Source organism: Palleronia aestuarii (assembly GCF_003253995.1).
Lineage (GTDB): Bacteria > Pseudomonadota > Alphaproteobacteria > Rhodobacterales > Rhodobacteraceae > Palleronia > Palleronia aestuarii.
In genome coordinates, this window is the sequence record NZ_QKZL01000024.1 from 1 (window position 1) to 13127 (window position 13127).

Below are 13127 nucleotides of genomic sequence, written 5' to 3' on the forward strand. Positions count from 1 at the left end.
ATCTGCTCGTCCGTGAAGCTCGTTCGCTTCATTGTCCGTCCTCAAGTTGGGGCGGACTCTAATCGACGGTGGAGTAAAAATCCCGTGGCAGGTCACATCCGAGCCAGGCGTCGGTTCCGATGCCGGATTTCAGTTTCCGCCACTCACGGAACTCAAAGCCACGGTCGAAGGTGATCGACCGGCGGGCGGGTTGGGGCAAAAGTTCCATGACGTCAATCAGCCTGCGCATGATGTGCGTCGAGCTGCGGCCGTTGTTGCGGAACAGCACGGCGAAGCGGGTCTTGCGTTCGACCAGGGACGCCACGTTCATCTTTCCCTGGGCGCGCTCGAAGATCATCAGATCGCCTTCCCAGTCACCGAATGTCTCGCGCGACGTAACTTGTCCGGGGCGTTGATGAATGGACCGGTCCGGCGGGAAAACCTGACCTCTGGGCCTTCTGGCGTATCGCGGCCGGCGTTTCTTGCGACGACTTGGGAGATAGCGAGCCAGTTCCCCGGATCGGCCATCGGGGCCGTAGACATACGTGTAGATCGTCTCATGGCTCACGCGAACGGGGCTACCCTCGGAGCCAAGGCGACCCGCGATCTGTTCCGGTGACCAGCCTTCCTTAAACTGCAAGATCACCGCGTCGCGAAGATCCCTCAATCGAACCAACTTGCGGCGTCGCGCACGTCTGGCCTCCGCCGAGCGCTGCGCAGTCATACCGTAGTAGCCACTTAGGTACGGCGGCTCGTCGTCCGTGAACGCGTTGCGCCTGATCTCGCGGTAGACCGTCGAACGATGCCGCCCGAGTTCGGCCGCGATCCGGACCACAGGCACTTTTGCATTCCGCATGTCCTCGATCGTGCGCCGTTCACGCAAGTTCAGCTCCGTATGGGCCATCATCCTTCTCCTTGCTTTCCAGCAAGATAGGGGATCTATCGCAACCCAGTCTAGAATGTACCCATCCCAACAATACCTTTCTGAGAGGTTATGTTATGTAATAGATGGATTTGGAATTCCGCGACAAATTTTGGATTTTACTTTTCCGAAAGCATTGCAGTCCAAAACGTCCATCGCCCGAATGTCTTGAAGATAATTGTGCGAGGTCATATTCCGGATGTTCAAATTTCGGTTCTTGCCGTCTCGACGCCGCCATTTGGCCAGGGCTATCAATACATCGCGTGCGGTGATCGAGTTCGACCGTAAAGGCAAGATTCGCCGCGCAAACCGAAACTTCCTTGAGCTGATGGGCTATGCGGCCTGCGAGATCGTTGGACAGCACCACTCGATGTTCGTTTTGCCCGATGACGTACGCTCGCCCGACTATGCCGCATTCTGGAAAGGGCTTGGTGACGGAACCATCAAGTCGGGAGAGTTCCGCCGGGTTTCCAAGGATGGACGCGAGGTGTGGATCTACGGCAGCTACGCGCCGATCACCAACCTCTTCGGCCGCGTGACAGGCGTAATCAAGTTCGCCGCCGACATCACCTCCGCCAAGCTTGCTACGGCGCATGCCGAGAGCCAGATCAACGCCATTTCGCGTTCGATGGCAGTGATCGAGTTCGACCTCGACGGCACGATCCGCCGGGCCAACGACAATTTCCTCTCTGCGCTCGGCTACGACGCGGATGAGATCGCCGGGCGCCATCACGCAATCTTCGTGGATCCCGACGAGGCACGGTCGCCTGCCTATGCCGCGTTCTGGGACAAGCTTGGCAAGGGTCACTTCGCTTCGGGAGAGTTCCGTCGCTTTGGCAAGGACGGAAGCGAGATCTGGATCCAGGCGAGCTATAACCCGCTGCTCGATGCCTCAGGCAAGCCCATCGGCGTGATCAAGTTCGCCACCGACATCACGGCAATGGTCAAGGCGCGGCGCAAGCACGAACAGCTCGCGCTCGTCTCCGAGCGGACCGATACGTCCAGCATCATCTGCGATGCGCAGGGACGGATCGAGTACGTGAATGCGGGTTTCACCCGATCGACGGGTTATGAGTTCGATGAAGTTCTGGGCCGCAAACCGGGTGATTTCCTGCAAGGTCCGGGGACCGATCCTGAAACGGTGAAGCGCATCGGTATGGCCTTGCGCGACGGAGCGCCGTTCTTCGACGAGATACTGAACTACACCAAGCAGGGCACACCCTACTGGACCAGCCTCGCCGTAAACCCGGTCAAGGGGAGCGATGGCAAGATCGAGCGTTACATCTCGGTACAGACCATCATCACGGAAACCAAGATGCGCTCGCTCGAATTCACGACCAAGCTCGAGGCCATCGGAAGCGTCAACGTGATCGCCGAATGGAATGGCACCGGTGAGTTCGCCGAGGCCAATGCACGGCTGGACGAACTCGGTGGCCACGAGGGTGCGGCCGTCAGTCTTGATACACTGCTCGACGGATCGCTGGTCGAGCGCCTGCGCCACGGCGAGGTCGTTCGCTGCGAACTGCCCTGGCCGTCGTCGCGCGAACAGGCGCTCTGGTTCGACGCGGTCTTCTCCGCCGTAATCGACATGAACGGGAAAGTGGAAAAGTTCCTGATGTTTGGCAGCGACATCTCGGCCCGTCGCGCGGTGGTCGAGACGTCAATTAGTTCACTCAACGGTGTGATCGATGCCGCGGTGGAGATCGACACGATCGTAGGGTCGCTGAGCCAGATCGCGCGTCAGACCGATCTGCTCGCTATCAACGCCTCGATCGAGGCCGCCCTAGCCGGCAAGGCAGGCGCTGGCTTCGCTATCGTCGCCGATCGGGTGCGCAGCCTCGCCGATAAATCGACTTCGGAAGCGGGTCGCATCACCGCCCTCGCACAGGAAAGTCGTGAGCTTGTAAGCGAACTTTCAGCGCAGCTCTCGCTCCTCTCAGACACCCAGAAAGGGTCAGAAGACCGCCCAGCTGCGCCGTTGATTGACGACCTCAAGAACGCTGCGTGACCCGACTGCTACCGCGGGCCGATCGAAATAGATCGACGTAAAGTGCGCCGCGCGACGTGGCGTTCGTCTTCGTCTCCTGCCCATCGGGCGCGGCTTTGATAAGGGTTCACCCGACGAACCTTGCAGATCTCGGCCGGGAGATCGTTGCGGCGAAGGCGATGCTTGAGCGGGCCAAGGCCAAGCTCGGATTTGCGCCGGCATCGCTGGCAGCGGACAAGAGCTACGGCACCGCGCCCTTCCTGGCGTGGCTCCTAAGTTGGAAGGTCACGCCTTTCGTCCCGGTCCTCGATCGCAAGCCGCAGACCGACGGCAAGCTGACCCGAGACGCATTCGTCTACGACCGGGACCGCGACTGCTTCATTTGCCCCGAGGGCCACGATCTGACCTACCGCAACATCACCGTCGAGACCGGCGTGAAACGCTACAAGCCGGCGACCGCCGCGCCTGTCCGCGCAAGCCTGAGTGTACCGACGCCTCGGTCCGATCGGTCATCCGCCTCGTTGACGAGGAGGCCCGGGAGACAGTCCGCGAACTGATGGGCACGGACGTAGCTGTCACGATAACTTTGCGAGCGCGGGAGGATGGCCGTAAGGACTTGCCTTCAGGCGGTGAGCCCTGCCGCCTCGCGCCAGACACCGAAGGTTTCCAGCCGGTGGTATCGAGTGGATGAAGCGGAGCAGCGACGGGATGGTGGAACGAAGCAATTGCGCGTGGTGGAGTGGACGGCGACGAACCGTTGCAGCCCGCCAGGCGAGCGATGCCCGCGCATCGTCCGCTCGCGAGAGCGGAACGGCAGGTGGCTGTTCTCGGCGTGGTTGTTGAGCCCCTTGTGGTACAGGTGCTCCAGCCCCGGCGTGAGCTCGCGCTTCGCCGCGCCGTAGGAGCGTAGTTTGTCGGTGTTGATGCGTTTGGGCGGGCGACTTGCTTTCTTTAGTAGCGCCTTCAGCAACCGCTTCGCCGCCTTCTTGTCGCGCCGACGCTAGAGGATTTCGTCGAGGATCGACCCATCCCGGTCGACCGGGCACTAGGGCCAGAACGTCTCGCCCCGCGCCTTCACGCGCACCTCGTCGAGATGCCAGATATCGCAGGGCCGCGCCGACCGGCGGCGCAAGTTGCACGCAATCGCCGGGCCGAACTTGATCACCCATCGCCGGAGCGTCTCGTAGGAGACCTCGATCCCGCGCTCGAGCAGCATCTCCTTGACCGAACGAAGGCTGAGATCAAAACGGACGTACAGCCAAACCGCATGTGCGATGATCTCGGGAGGAAAGCGGTGGCGCTTGTAGCTGGGCGGCGTGATCGACACCGTTCCCGGCTATCGAAGCGCCAGCAGCGTCGCAATCACAGCCAAACTACCGTGACAGTTCCGTACTAACAAGTACCTGCTGCATCAGAACCCAATGATCCTACGCGATCCTTCATCAAGCTGTTCCGAGCGCCGAGGATATGCGAGCGCATTACGCATTCGGCCCAGTGAACATCCCGGCTCTGGATCGCGGTGATAAGCTTTCGATGATCATCCATGCTGCGGCCGATTTCCTCGCGGGAGAACGTCACATACGTATTTATGAGAAAACCGATCTCCATCAGCCTCGACGCGGATTCCATCAATGTGGCGTTGCGGCAAGATTTCAGGATACGCTCATGGAACCTTTTGTTGAGCAGTGACAATTCCTCGATCTGCGCGGTTCCGCCGGTCATCGCTGCGTTGAATATTTCCTCCATCGTACCATGGAGCTGCTCGAGATCGGAAAGGTCTTTGGCTTCGCGGACGTCGGCGCAGAGGCCTGCGGCGGCGCTCTCAAGAAGCGCGCGGACGTCGTAGATCTCGGCAATCTCGCCAGGCAAGCGTCTTTTGACCACCGTCCCCGAATGCGGGGTTATCTCGACGAAACCGTCGCTCGCAAGTCGGACGATTGCAGACCGCACGGGGGTCCGGCTGACGCCGAACTGTTCTGCAAGCAGTTCCTCGGTGATCTTTTGACCGGGCGGCAGGCGCTTTGTAAGAATCCCGTTCCTGACCTCTTCGTAGATCCTGTCATTGGCCCTGATACTCGGACCGCTCTTCTTGGTACGTGTCGTCACCTGCGACCTCCTTGGATCCAATTCTGGCCCGTTATTCGAATTCTTCTCACTCCCACTTGACGGATTGGATACAATGGTCCTAGCTTAAAGGAACAGGCAAGGTCGTTCGAGGGGGCGGCCTGCGGGATGTGGAGGCGTCCCGCGCGGACCGGCATGCGGGCCATCGCATTCGGACCCGCCAACAGGCCATCGCGACCGGGGGGAACATGACTAAACCGAAACGCAAGCCGCTAGACGGCATCCGTGTGCTCGAGATGGGCCAATTGATCGCTGGCCCGTTCTGCGGTCAGTTGCTCGCCGATTTCGGGGCCGAGGTCGTCAAGATCGAGCCGCCGCGAACCGGAGACGCAATGCGACAGTGGGGGCGGGCCGATGGCGAGGGTCGACCGCTCTGGTGGCCGGTGATCGCCCGCGGAAAGAAGTCGATTACCCTCGATCTGCGTACTGAGGAGGCGCAGTCCATCGTTCGGGACCTCGTGAAGGTCGCCGACATCCTCGTCGAAAACTTCCGCGTCGGACGCATGGAGGAATGGGGGCTCGGCTACGACGTTCTCAAGGAAATCAACCCGCGCCTGATCATGGTTCGGGTAACGGGGTTTGGGCAGACCGGCCCCTACAGCGCACGCGCCGGCTTCGCCTCCGTATGCGAGGCAATGGGCGGCATGCGATATGTCGCCGGATATCCCGATCGACCCCCGGTTCGCGCCGGCATCTCGATTGGCGACACGCTTGCAGGCCAGAGCGGCTTTCAGGGTGCGCTTCTCGCCCTTCAGCACCTCCACGCGACAGGGGAGGGACAGATGGTCGATGCCTCCATATTCGAGGCAGTGCTCTCGGTCATGGAGAACATCGTTACCGAATATGACAAGGGCGGGCATGTCCGCGAGCGGTCAGGGAGCATTCTGCCGGGCATAGCGCCATCCAACGCCTATCCTACGAACGACGATAGGACCGTCATTGTCGGTGCGAACCAGGACAGCCTCTTCCAGAGGCTCTGCAAGGTCATGGGCAAGCCGGAATTGAGCGCGGACGAGCGCTTTGCGACGCATCGCGCGAGGGGTGAGAACCAGGCCGAGATCGATGCGATCGTGGCGGAATGGACGTCGCGCCATACAGCGACCGAGGTCATCGATCTTCTGTCGGCCGCGGGCGTTCCTGCCGGTCTGACCTACCGCGCCCAGGACATGCTGGAGGATCCGCACTTCGCGGCGCGCGATGCGATCACCCACCTGGAGGATCCGGAGATGGGGATGATGGCTATGCAGAACGTGTTCCCGAAGCTGTCCGCTTCACCCGGATCGATCGCGCATACCGGGCCCAGGCTGGGCGAACACACCGATGCAATCTTCCGGGACTGGCTGGGCTATGGCGATGCCGAGGTTGCGAAGTTGAAAGCCGCCAATGTGGTATGACGCTCCGATGGAGGTTTTCCGCATCAATGTGCTTGGGAAGTTTGAACGATGATCGAGCCCATTATTGTCGTCGTCCTCCTGCTCGGGCTGATCGCCCTCGGAGCGCCGATATTTCTTGCTCTCGGCGCGGCGGGCCTGACCGGGCTTTACATGGCACGCGGATCGATGGCCTTTTTCTTCGGGCCGACATCGCTTTTCGGCCAGTTGAACAGCTTCGAATTGCTTGCTCTGCCGCTGTTCGTTCTGATGGGGGCGTTTCTGGCAGCGACACCCGTGGGCGCAAATCTCTTCAAGGCCGCGGTCATCTGGCTGCAATGGCTGCGTGGCGGACTGGCCATCGCGACCGTCGGGGCCTCGGCGGTATTCGGCGCGGTCAGCGGGGTCTCCATCGCGGGTGTGGCGGCCGTCGGATCGATCGCGGTTCCGCAGATGCTCGAACGTGGCTATTCGCGGCGCCTGGCCTCGGGCAGCGTCGTGGCCTCGGGGGCTCTCGCCATGCTGATCCCGCCGTCGGTGCCGCTCATCATCTACGGAGCGGTCTCGTCGGTTTCCGTTGCGGACTTGTTCATCGGCGGGATTATCCCCGGCCTATCTCTGGCCTTGGCCCTCTGCATCTACGTCTTCATCCGCGCCTATCTTAACCCGGAGGAAGCGCCGCGCGGCGAGCATGTGGAATACAGCTGGGGGGACCGGATCCGGGCGCTCGGCGGCATCTGGCATGCCGTGCTCCTTATCGTGGTCGTGCTCGGCGCGATCTACTCGGGCATCGCGACACCCAGCGAGGCGGCCGCGTTCGGGGCAGTCGGCGCCTTCCTCGTCGCCGTCGCGATTTTCCGGTGCCTCGATTTCCGGGGCGTGATGGACGTGATCGCCCAGAGCGCACGCATCTCCGGCTCGATCCTGATCATCATGGGATGTGCCAAGATCTTTGGGGATTACCTCAATCTCGTCCGCGTACCCGATGCGATAACGAATTTCCTCGTCGGCACCAATCTTCCCCCTGAAGTGATCTTGATGCTGATCATGCTGGCGCTCGTTGGACTTGGAATGCTTGTCGACGCCGTCTCCCTCATTGTGGTGACGACCCCGATCCTTCTGCCGCTGATTACGACGCTGGGTTATGATCCGCTCTGGTTCGGCATCATCCTCGTCATGAATCTCGAGATCGCCGTCATCACACCGCCGGTCGGCTTGAACCTCTATACGCTGAAGGCCGTGGCCCCGATGCTGAAGATCGAGGAGATCGTGCGTTCAGTGGTCCCGTTCGTCGTCATTCAGTTCCTGATGCTGGCGCTTTTTGTCCTAGTGCCGTCGATCAGTCTCTGGCTGCCGAACTTGATGAGAAACTAGACACCCGTGGGGAGGAAAAACCATGACCATCAACAGACGTTCCGTACTAGCAGGCACCGCCGCGCTGACCGCCGGCGCGGGACTTGCACTGTCCGGCCGACCGGCATCGGCGGCGGAGACGCTGACCGGCGTCACGTATCTGCCGCCGTCCTATGCCGACCTGGCCTACGGCTCACAGGGCTTCGTCGATTACGTCAATGACAACCATGCCGATGCAGTCGCGATCGATTTCTATGATTCTGCCCGGCTTCTTTCGGCGGACGAACAGCTACCCGCGCTGCGTTCCGGTACGATCGACTTCATGTTTCATACAACGAGTTACATTACGCGGTCACTGCCCATCTTGGGTATCACGGGTCTTCCGGGTGTTGTCGGGCCTCTCTACGAGAACCCAGAGCGCATAGCCATCGGATCGCCTCTCTTCGAGCTGGTCAATTCCGAACTCAACAAGCAAGGCCTGACTTGTCTCAGCTTCGGCGGCGGCATCATGGAGCCTGAATATATCTGGTCGGCGGGCGATCCCGGCATCCGCAGTCTCGACGACATCGACGGCAAGAAGATCCGCGTGGTCTCTTTCGAGGCGACAAAGGCGATCGAAGATTTCGGGGGGGCGGCAGTCCGGATCCCGTCATCCGAGCTTTATCTTGCGCTGCAGCGTGGAACCGTCGACGCGGCCGTTGCGAACATCTCGACGATCAACGGGCGTTCGATCCAGGAGCAGGTCAGGCAGGTTCTCCAAATCCCGGTCACGGCGTACGCGATCGGCATCTTCGTGCAGACCGATCGTTTCGAGGCGATGCCGGAAGAGATCAGATCGGCGATGCTCGACGGAGCGCAATGGTTCGACGAGCACAGCGCGAAACAGGCGAACGTCGAATATTACGAGAACCAGTACTGGCCGAAATTCCGGGAAGGCGGGCTGGACGTCGTCGACCCGGATCAAGACGCGCTCGACCGGTTCGCCGAGGTGTCGGCCAATGTGCGGACCGCTTGGACGAAGGAAGTAGGCGAAGAGATCGGCCAGCAGGCCATCGCGCTCGCGATGGGCGAGACGGCTTAAGGCGCCACCATTTGAGCGGCCGGGCGCGGAAGATCTTCGCCCGCTCGTAATCCGATCCTCCTGCTTAACGACAGGATTTACCTTATGACTTCGCTCCCCGTCAGGACCATCGACGCTCTATCGAGGATCTTGCAAGCAGGTGGAGTCGCGGCCCTCGCCTTCATGGCGATCACCGTGACCTACGATGCGCTGATGCGATATCTCTTTGCCGCGCCCACCTCCTGGAGCCTCGAAATCAACTCTTTCCTCGTGGTTTACCTCGCTTTGATGACCGCGGCGGATGTCGAACGGCGCGGCGATCATATCGGCATCACCTTCCTGAAGGATGCCGCCAGCCCAGTGGCCGCCCGCGTCATCACTGTCCTCATCAGCCTCGTCGGCATCGGGTTCTGTTCTGTCCTCGCCTATCGCGGCTACCTGATGGCGCACGACGCCTGGAGTTACGGCGAGCGCGTCTCGTCGTCGTTCGGAACGCCGAACTGGATCCCATATTCGATGCTGCCCATCGGTTTCACCCTGCTGGGCCTGCAGTTCGCCCTGAACCCTTTCCGCCCGCGGATGACCGACGAGAAGGTAAACGCCGTTGTCTGAGAACCTAGCCCGCAAACTGCTCTTGGATCACCTTGTCTCCGGAGACCTGACTCCAGGCGGTGAAATTGCGCTCCGCATGGATCAAGCCCTTTTACAGGACGTGCTCGGAACGCTCGTGATGCTTGAACTCGAGGCGATGGAAGTCGACCGTGTCGTCACCAACCCAAGCGTCCAGTATATCGATCATGGGCTTGTCCAGTCCGATGAAATCAATGCCGACGCGCACCTGTTCCTGAAAAGCGCCTGTGAACGGTTCGGCGTGATCTATTCAGGCCCCGGAAACGGGATCAGTCACCCGGTCCACATGGAGCGGTTCGGCATTCCGGGTGCGTCCCTCATCGGAAGCGACAGCCATACGGTCGCTGCTGGCTCGCTTGGGATGCTGGCCATAGGCGCCGGTGGCGTAGAGGTCGCCCTGGCGATGGCGGGCGAGCCGTTGTACATCACCTGCCCGGAAATCTTTGGTATCGAGCTTACTGGAACACTTCCAGATTGGGTTTCGGCCAAGGACGTGGTCCTGGAAATGCTCCGGCGTCACGGTACGTCAGGTGCAACCAACGCGATCCTTGAATATCACGGTCCGGGCCTTGCGTGCCTTTCCGCCATGGACAGACACGTGATTGCCAATATGGGTGCCGAGCTTGGCGCGACGACGAGCGTCTTTCCCAGCGACGGGGCCGTCGAGAAATTTCTCGCCGCCCGTGGTCGTGCTGCCGATTTCAAGGCGCTCTCGGCCGATACGAACTGCAGCTACGACCGATCCGACCGGATCGATCTGTCGACCCTCGTCCCACTGATCGCCAAGCCGCAAAGTCCTGGGAACGTGGTGCCAGTTTCCGAAATCGCCGGCGAGCCGATCTACCAAGCCTATATCGGTTCGTCGGCGAATCCGAGCTATCGCGATTTTGCGATGGCTGCGGAGATCGTCGCGGGCGAACGGGCGGCCGATGGAGTGTCGCTCGATATCAATCCATCCTCTCGCCAAGTGCTTCAGGCTTTGGTCTCGGAGGGAAAGCTCGGAAGTCTGATTGCCGCGGGCGCGCGGATTCACCAAGCTGGGTGCAACGGCTGTATCGGCATGGGGCAGGCGCCGGCCACCGGCCGCAATTCCATCCGGACCGTGCCACGGAACTTTCCCGGTCGGTCTGGCACGCGAGAAGACGCAGTCTTCCTCGCCAGCCCGGAGACCTGCGCCGCGTCCGCCCTTGCCGGCGTCATTACCGATCCGCGCACGTTGCAAAGAGCGCACCCGAGCATCGCGGAGCCCGAAACGATGCCGATGAACAAAGCGGGATTCGTGTTTCCGAAGGAGGGTCACCGGCCAGACCTTTACCGAACGGAGCATACACCGTTGCTGCCCGATTTTGATACTTATCCGGACCGGATCGAAGTTCCGGTGCTCTTGACCCTCGGAGACGACGTCTCGACCGACGACATCATTCCGGCCGGGCGGGTTCTTCCGCTCTGGTCGAACGTCTTCGCCACCGCGGATCACGCTTTCGAGCAGGTTGACGACAGCTATGCAGACCGGGCACGGGAGGACGTCGCGGCGGGCTCTGGTCATGCGATCGTCGCCGGCAAGAATTACGGCCAGGGGTCGAGCCGGGAGAACGCGGCACTCGTTCCGCGGATCATCGGCCTCCGGCTTGTGATCGCGGAGAGTTTCGCACGTATCCATTGGCAGAACCTTGCGAGCTTCGGTGTGCTACCTCTGGTGTTCCGCGGCATGCGCCCGGACTTTCGGATCGGCGACACCATCGTGATCGAGGGCATCCGCGAACAACTCGATGCCGGCAGAACCGTCGCGGCGGAAATTCGCCGCGCTGACGGGTCGACCGAGCCGCTTGAACTCGACCACGCCCTCAGTGAGCGGCAAGTGGACATCATGATGGGTGGCGGTGTCATCAACTGGATCGCGAAACGCCGTGACAACAGTACGAGGAAGCAATCGGCATGACCGACATGCGGAATGGTTCGGTAACGCTCCTGGAAGTCGCACCGCGGGACGGCTTCCAGTCTATCGACAAATTGATCCCCACTGCGGAGAAGATTGCGATCGTCGAAGACCTCCTGTCTGCCGGTGTCTCGCGCATGGAGCTGGGTTCGTTCGTCAGCCCGAAAGCGATCCCACAAATGGCCGACATGAAGGAAATCGCGGCGCATTTCAAAGGCCGGGAAGGGTGCCGCATGTCGGTCCTGGTACCGAACGGAAAGGGAGCGAGCCTGGCCCTTGAGGCCGGATATCCTGATCTGGTTTTCGTCGTTTCCGTTTCCGAAACTCATAACCGTGCTAACGTAAACCAGAGCGTCGCCCAATCGCTCGACCAACTCCGCGCGATCGTTGCCGAGGCGGGGGATGGCGGTTCACGTTTGCGGGTCGATCTTGCGACGTCGTTCGATTGCCCATTCACCGGGGACGTGCCCCTCGACGCGGTTCGCAAGGTCGCCGGCGAGGCGCTCGTCATCGCGCCGGCCGCCGAGTTCGCCCTTTGCGATACGACCGGCCGGGCGGACCCCATGACGGTCGCGCACCGCTTCGAAGCCGTCATGCGGGAGGCGCCGGACGAAACGGTATGGGCGTTTCATGGCCATGACACGTTCGGCATGGGAGTTGCCAACGCTCTGTACGCGTACTCCGCCGGTGTTACGATCATCGAAGGCGCAGCGGCCGGCCTCGGGGGTTGCCCATTCGCACCGGGTGCGACAGGCAACACGGCCACCGAAGATCTCCAATTTGCATTCGAGCAAGGTGGGATCACGACGGGGATAGATCGGGCGAAATTGCTCGACACGGCGGACAGGATCGCGGCACTGCCGGGGGGAAAGACAGCCAGCCACCTCCGTATCGTGCCGCGAGGCCGCGCGGTCTGAGAAAGGCGGCAGGCCGGCAATCCCGACTGCGATCCGACGGGTTGCCAGAACATACCTTGCGAGGCGAGGACCAACATCGGTCCTTTTAGATGAGCACCTCGATCGTATCCCGACCTACCATCGCGTCTTCCCTGTACTCCGTCGCAAACCTAAGACGTGGCTCAACGCCGCTTATTGGTATCGTAGCTTCCAGGGGCATTGTCAGGTTATACAGACTGACCGAACCACCTCTTCAATCTTTCGTTTCACCTTAGCTTCGTGCTGAAGATCGAGAAATTTGGCATCGTTCTTTGGCCTGAGATCAAAACGTGGAACGTCTGATCTGTACCTCCCTGCCCCGGGCGATTAGCTAGGCTCCAGACTCATTGATTTAGAGCCAGAACAAGACGGTTGCTGCGAGGGTGATCGCTGACAAGAAAGCCTTCGGGCACCGGTCGTGGCGAGTGGCCATGCGGCGCCAATCCTTCAGGCGCCCGAACATGATCTCGATCCTGCTGCGGCGCGTGTAGCGGCGTTTATCATATCGGACCGGCTTGTCGCGCGACTTCCGTCCCGGGATGAAGGGGTTATTCCCCTATCGATAAGGTCTTCTCGGAACCAGTCGGCATCGTATCCGCGATCTCCCAGCAGCCAGTCGGCCGCCGGCAAACTACCCACCAAAGCCCTGGCTCCGGTATAGTCGCTGACTTGTCCGGCTGTGATGAAGAACCGGATCGGGCGCCCGATACTGTCGGTGATGGCGTGAAGCTTCGTGTTCATCCCGCCGTCCTCGGGGGAACGATCCACTGGATCGTCTCCTGATCCTCGAACTCCGTCCGATCAGCCTGCCACGCCCCCCTTTTTCAACCG

General features: G+C 61.0%; 9 protein-coding genes and 3 pseudogenes. 8 read left to right on the forward strand and 4 right to left on the reverse strand.

What is annotated here, in order from left to right; genetic code table 11:
• Positions 1 to 91 precede the first annotated feature (91 nt).
• A pseudogene (locus tag LX81_RS17740) lies at positions 92 to 883 on the reverse strand (IS30 family transposase); the annotation flags it as partial.
• 217 nt (positions 884 to 1100) lie between these two features.
• Between LX81_RS17740 and LX81_RS17745 the strand changes: the two are divergent.
• Positions 1101 to 2909, forward strand: a complete 1809-nt coding sequence (locus tag LX81_RS17745; protein WP_111538651.1) for a PAS domain S-box protein — start codon at positions 1101 to 1103, stop codon at positions 2907 to 2909.
• Positions 2910 to 3067: 158 nt separating this feature from the next.
• The gene (locus LX81_RS17750; protein WP_211322811.1) at positions 3068 to 3445 is read left to right on the forward strand and encodes a hypothetical protein; all 378 of its coding nucleotides are present in this window, start codon (positions 3068 to 3070) and stop codon (positions 3443 to 3445) included.
• 65 nt (positions 3446 to 3510) lie between these two features.
• Here LX81_RS17750 and LX81_RS23380 read toward each other — a convergent pair.
• Both LX81_RS23380 and LX81_RS17760 read right to left on the reverse strand, forming a co-directional pair.
• Positions 3511 to 4215, reverse strand: a pseudogene (locus LX81_RS23380) (IS6 family transposase).
• A 65-nt stretch (positions 4216 to 4280) separates the two neighbouring features.
• Complete coding sequence (locus tag LX81_RS17760) at positions 4281 to 4994, reverse strand: GntR family transcriptional regulator (RefSeq protein WP_211322812.1); 714 nt, start codon at positions 4992 to 4994, stop codon at positions 4281 to 4283.
• A 206-nt stretch (positions 4995 to 5200) separates the two neighbouring features.
• On the opposite strand from LX81_RS17760, the gene LX81_RS17765 reads away from it, so the two are divergent.
• The 6 genes from LX81_RS17765 to LX81_RS17790 all read left to right on the forward strand — a co-directional run bounded on the left by LX81_RS17765 (position 5201) and on the right by LX81_RS17790 (position 12278).
• Entirely contained in the window at positions 5201 to 6406 is a 1206-nt protein-coding gene (locus LX81_RS17765; RefSeq protein ID WP_111538683.1) for a CaiB/BaiF CoA transferase family protein, read from the forward strand.
• A gap of 48 nt (positions 6407 to 6454) precedes the next feature.
• Positions 6455 to 7756 carry a TRAP transporter large permease gene (locus tag LX81_RS17770; protein ID WP_111538653.1) on the forward strand — a complete coding sequence of 434 codons (1302 nt, stop codon included), beginning with the start codon at positions 6455 to 6457 and terminating at the stop codon, positions 7754 to 7756.
• A gap of 22 nt (positions 7757 to 7778) precedes the next feature.
• Complete coding sequence (locus LX81_RS17775) at positions 7779 to 8816, forward strand: TRAP transporter substrate-binding protein (protein ID WP_111538654.1); 1038 nt, start codon at positions 7779 to 7781, stop codon at positions 8814 to 8816.
• Positions 8817 to 8945: 129 nt separating this feature from the next.
• Complete coding sequence (locus tag LX81_RS17780; protein ID WP_234822686.1) at positions 8946 to 9407, forward strand: TRAP transporter small permease; 462 nt, start codon at positions 8946 to 8948, stop codon at positions 9405 to 9407.
• On the forward strand, positions 9400 to 11364 hold the full coding sequence (locus LX81_RS17785) for an aconitate hydratase (protein ID WP_111538656.1): 1965 nt from the start codon (positions 9400 to 9402) through the stop codon (positions 11362 to 11364). The genes LX81_RS17780 and LX81_RS17785 overlap by 8 nt, the downstream gene beginning before the upstream one ends.
• Positions 11361 to 12278: a hydroxymethylglutaryl-CoA lyase gene (locus LX81_RS17790; protein WP_111538657.1), complete on the forward strand. Its 918-nt coding sequence runs from the start codon at positions 11361 to 11363 to the stop codon at positions 12276 to 12278. The genes LX81_RS17785 and LX81_RS17790 overlap by 4 nt, the downstream gene beginning before the upstream one ends.
• Before the next feature lie 370 nt (positions 12279 to 12648).
• Here the strand turns inward: LX81_RS17790 and LX81_RS17795 are convergent.
• Positions 12649 to 13127: pseudogene (locus LX81_RS17795) on the reverse strand (IS5 family transposase); the annotation flags it as partial.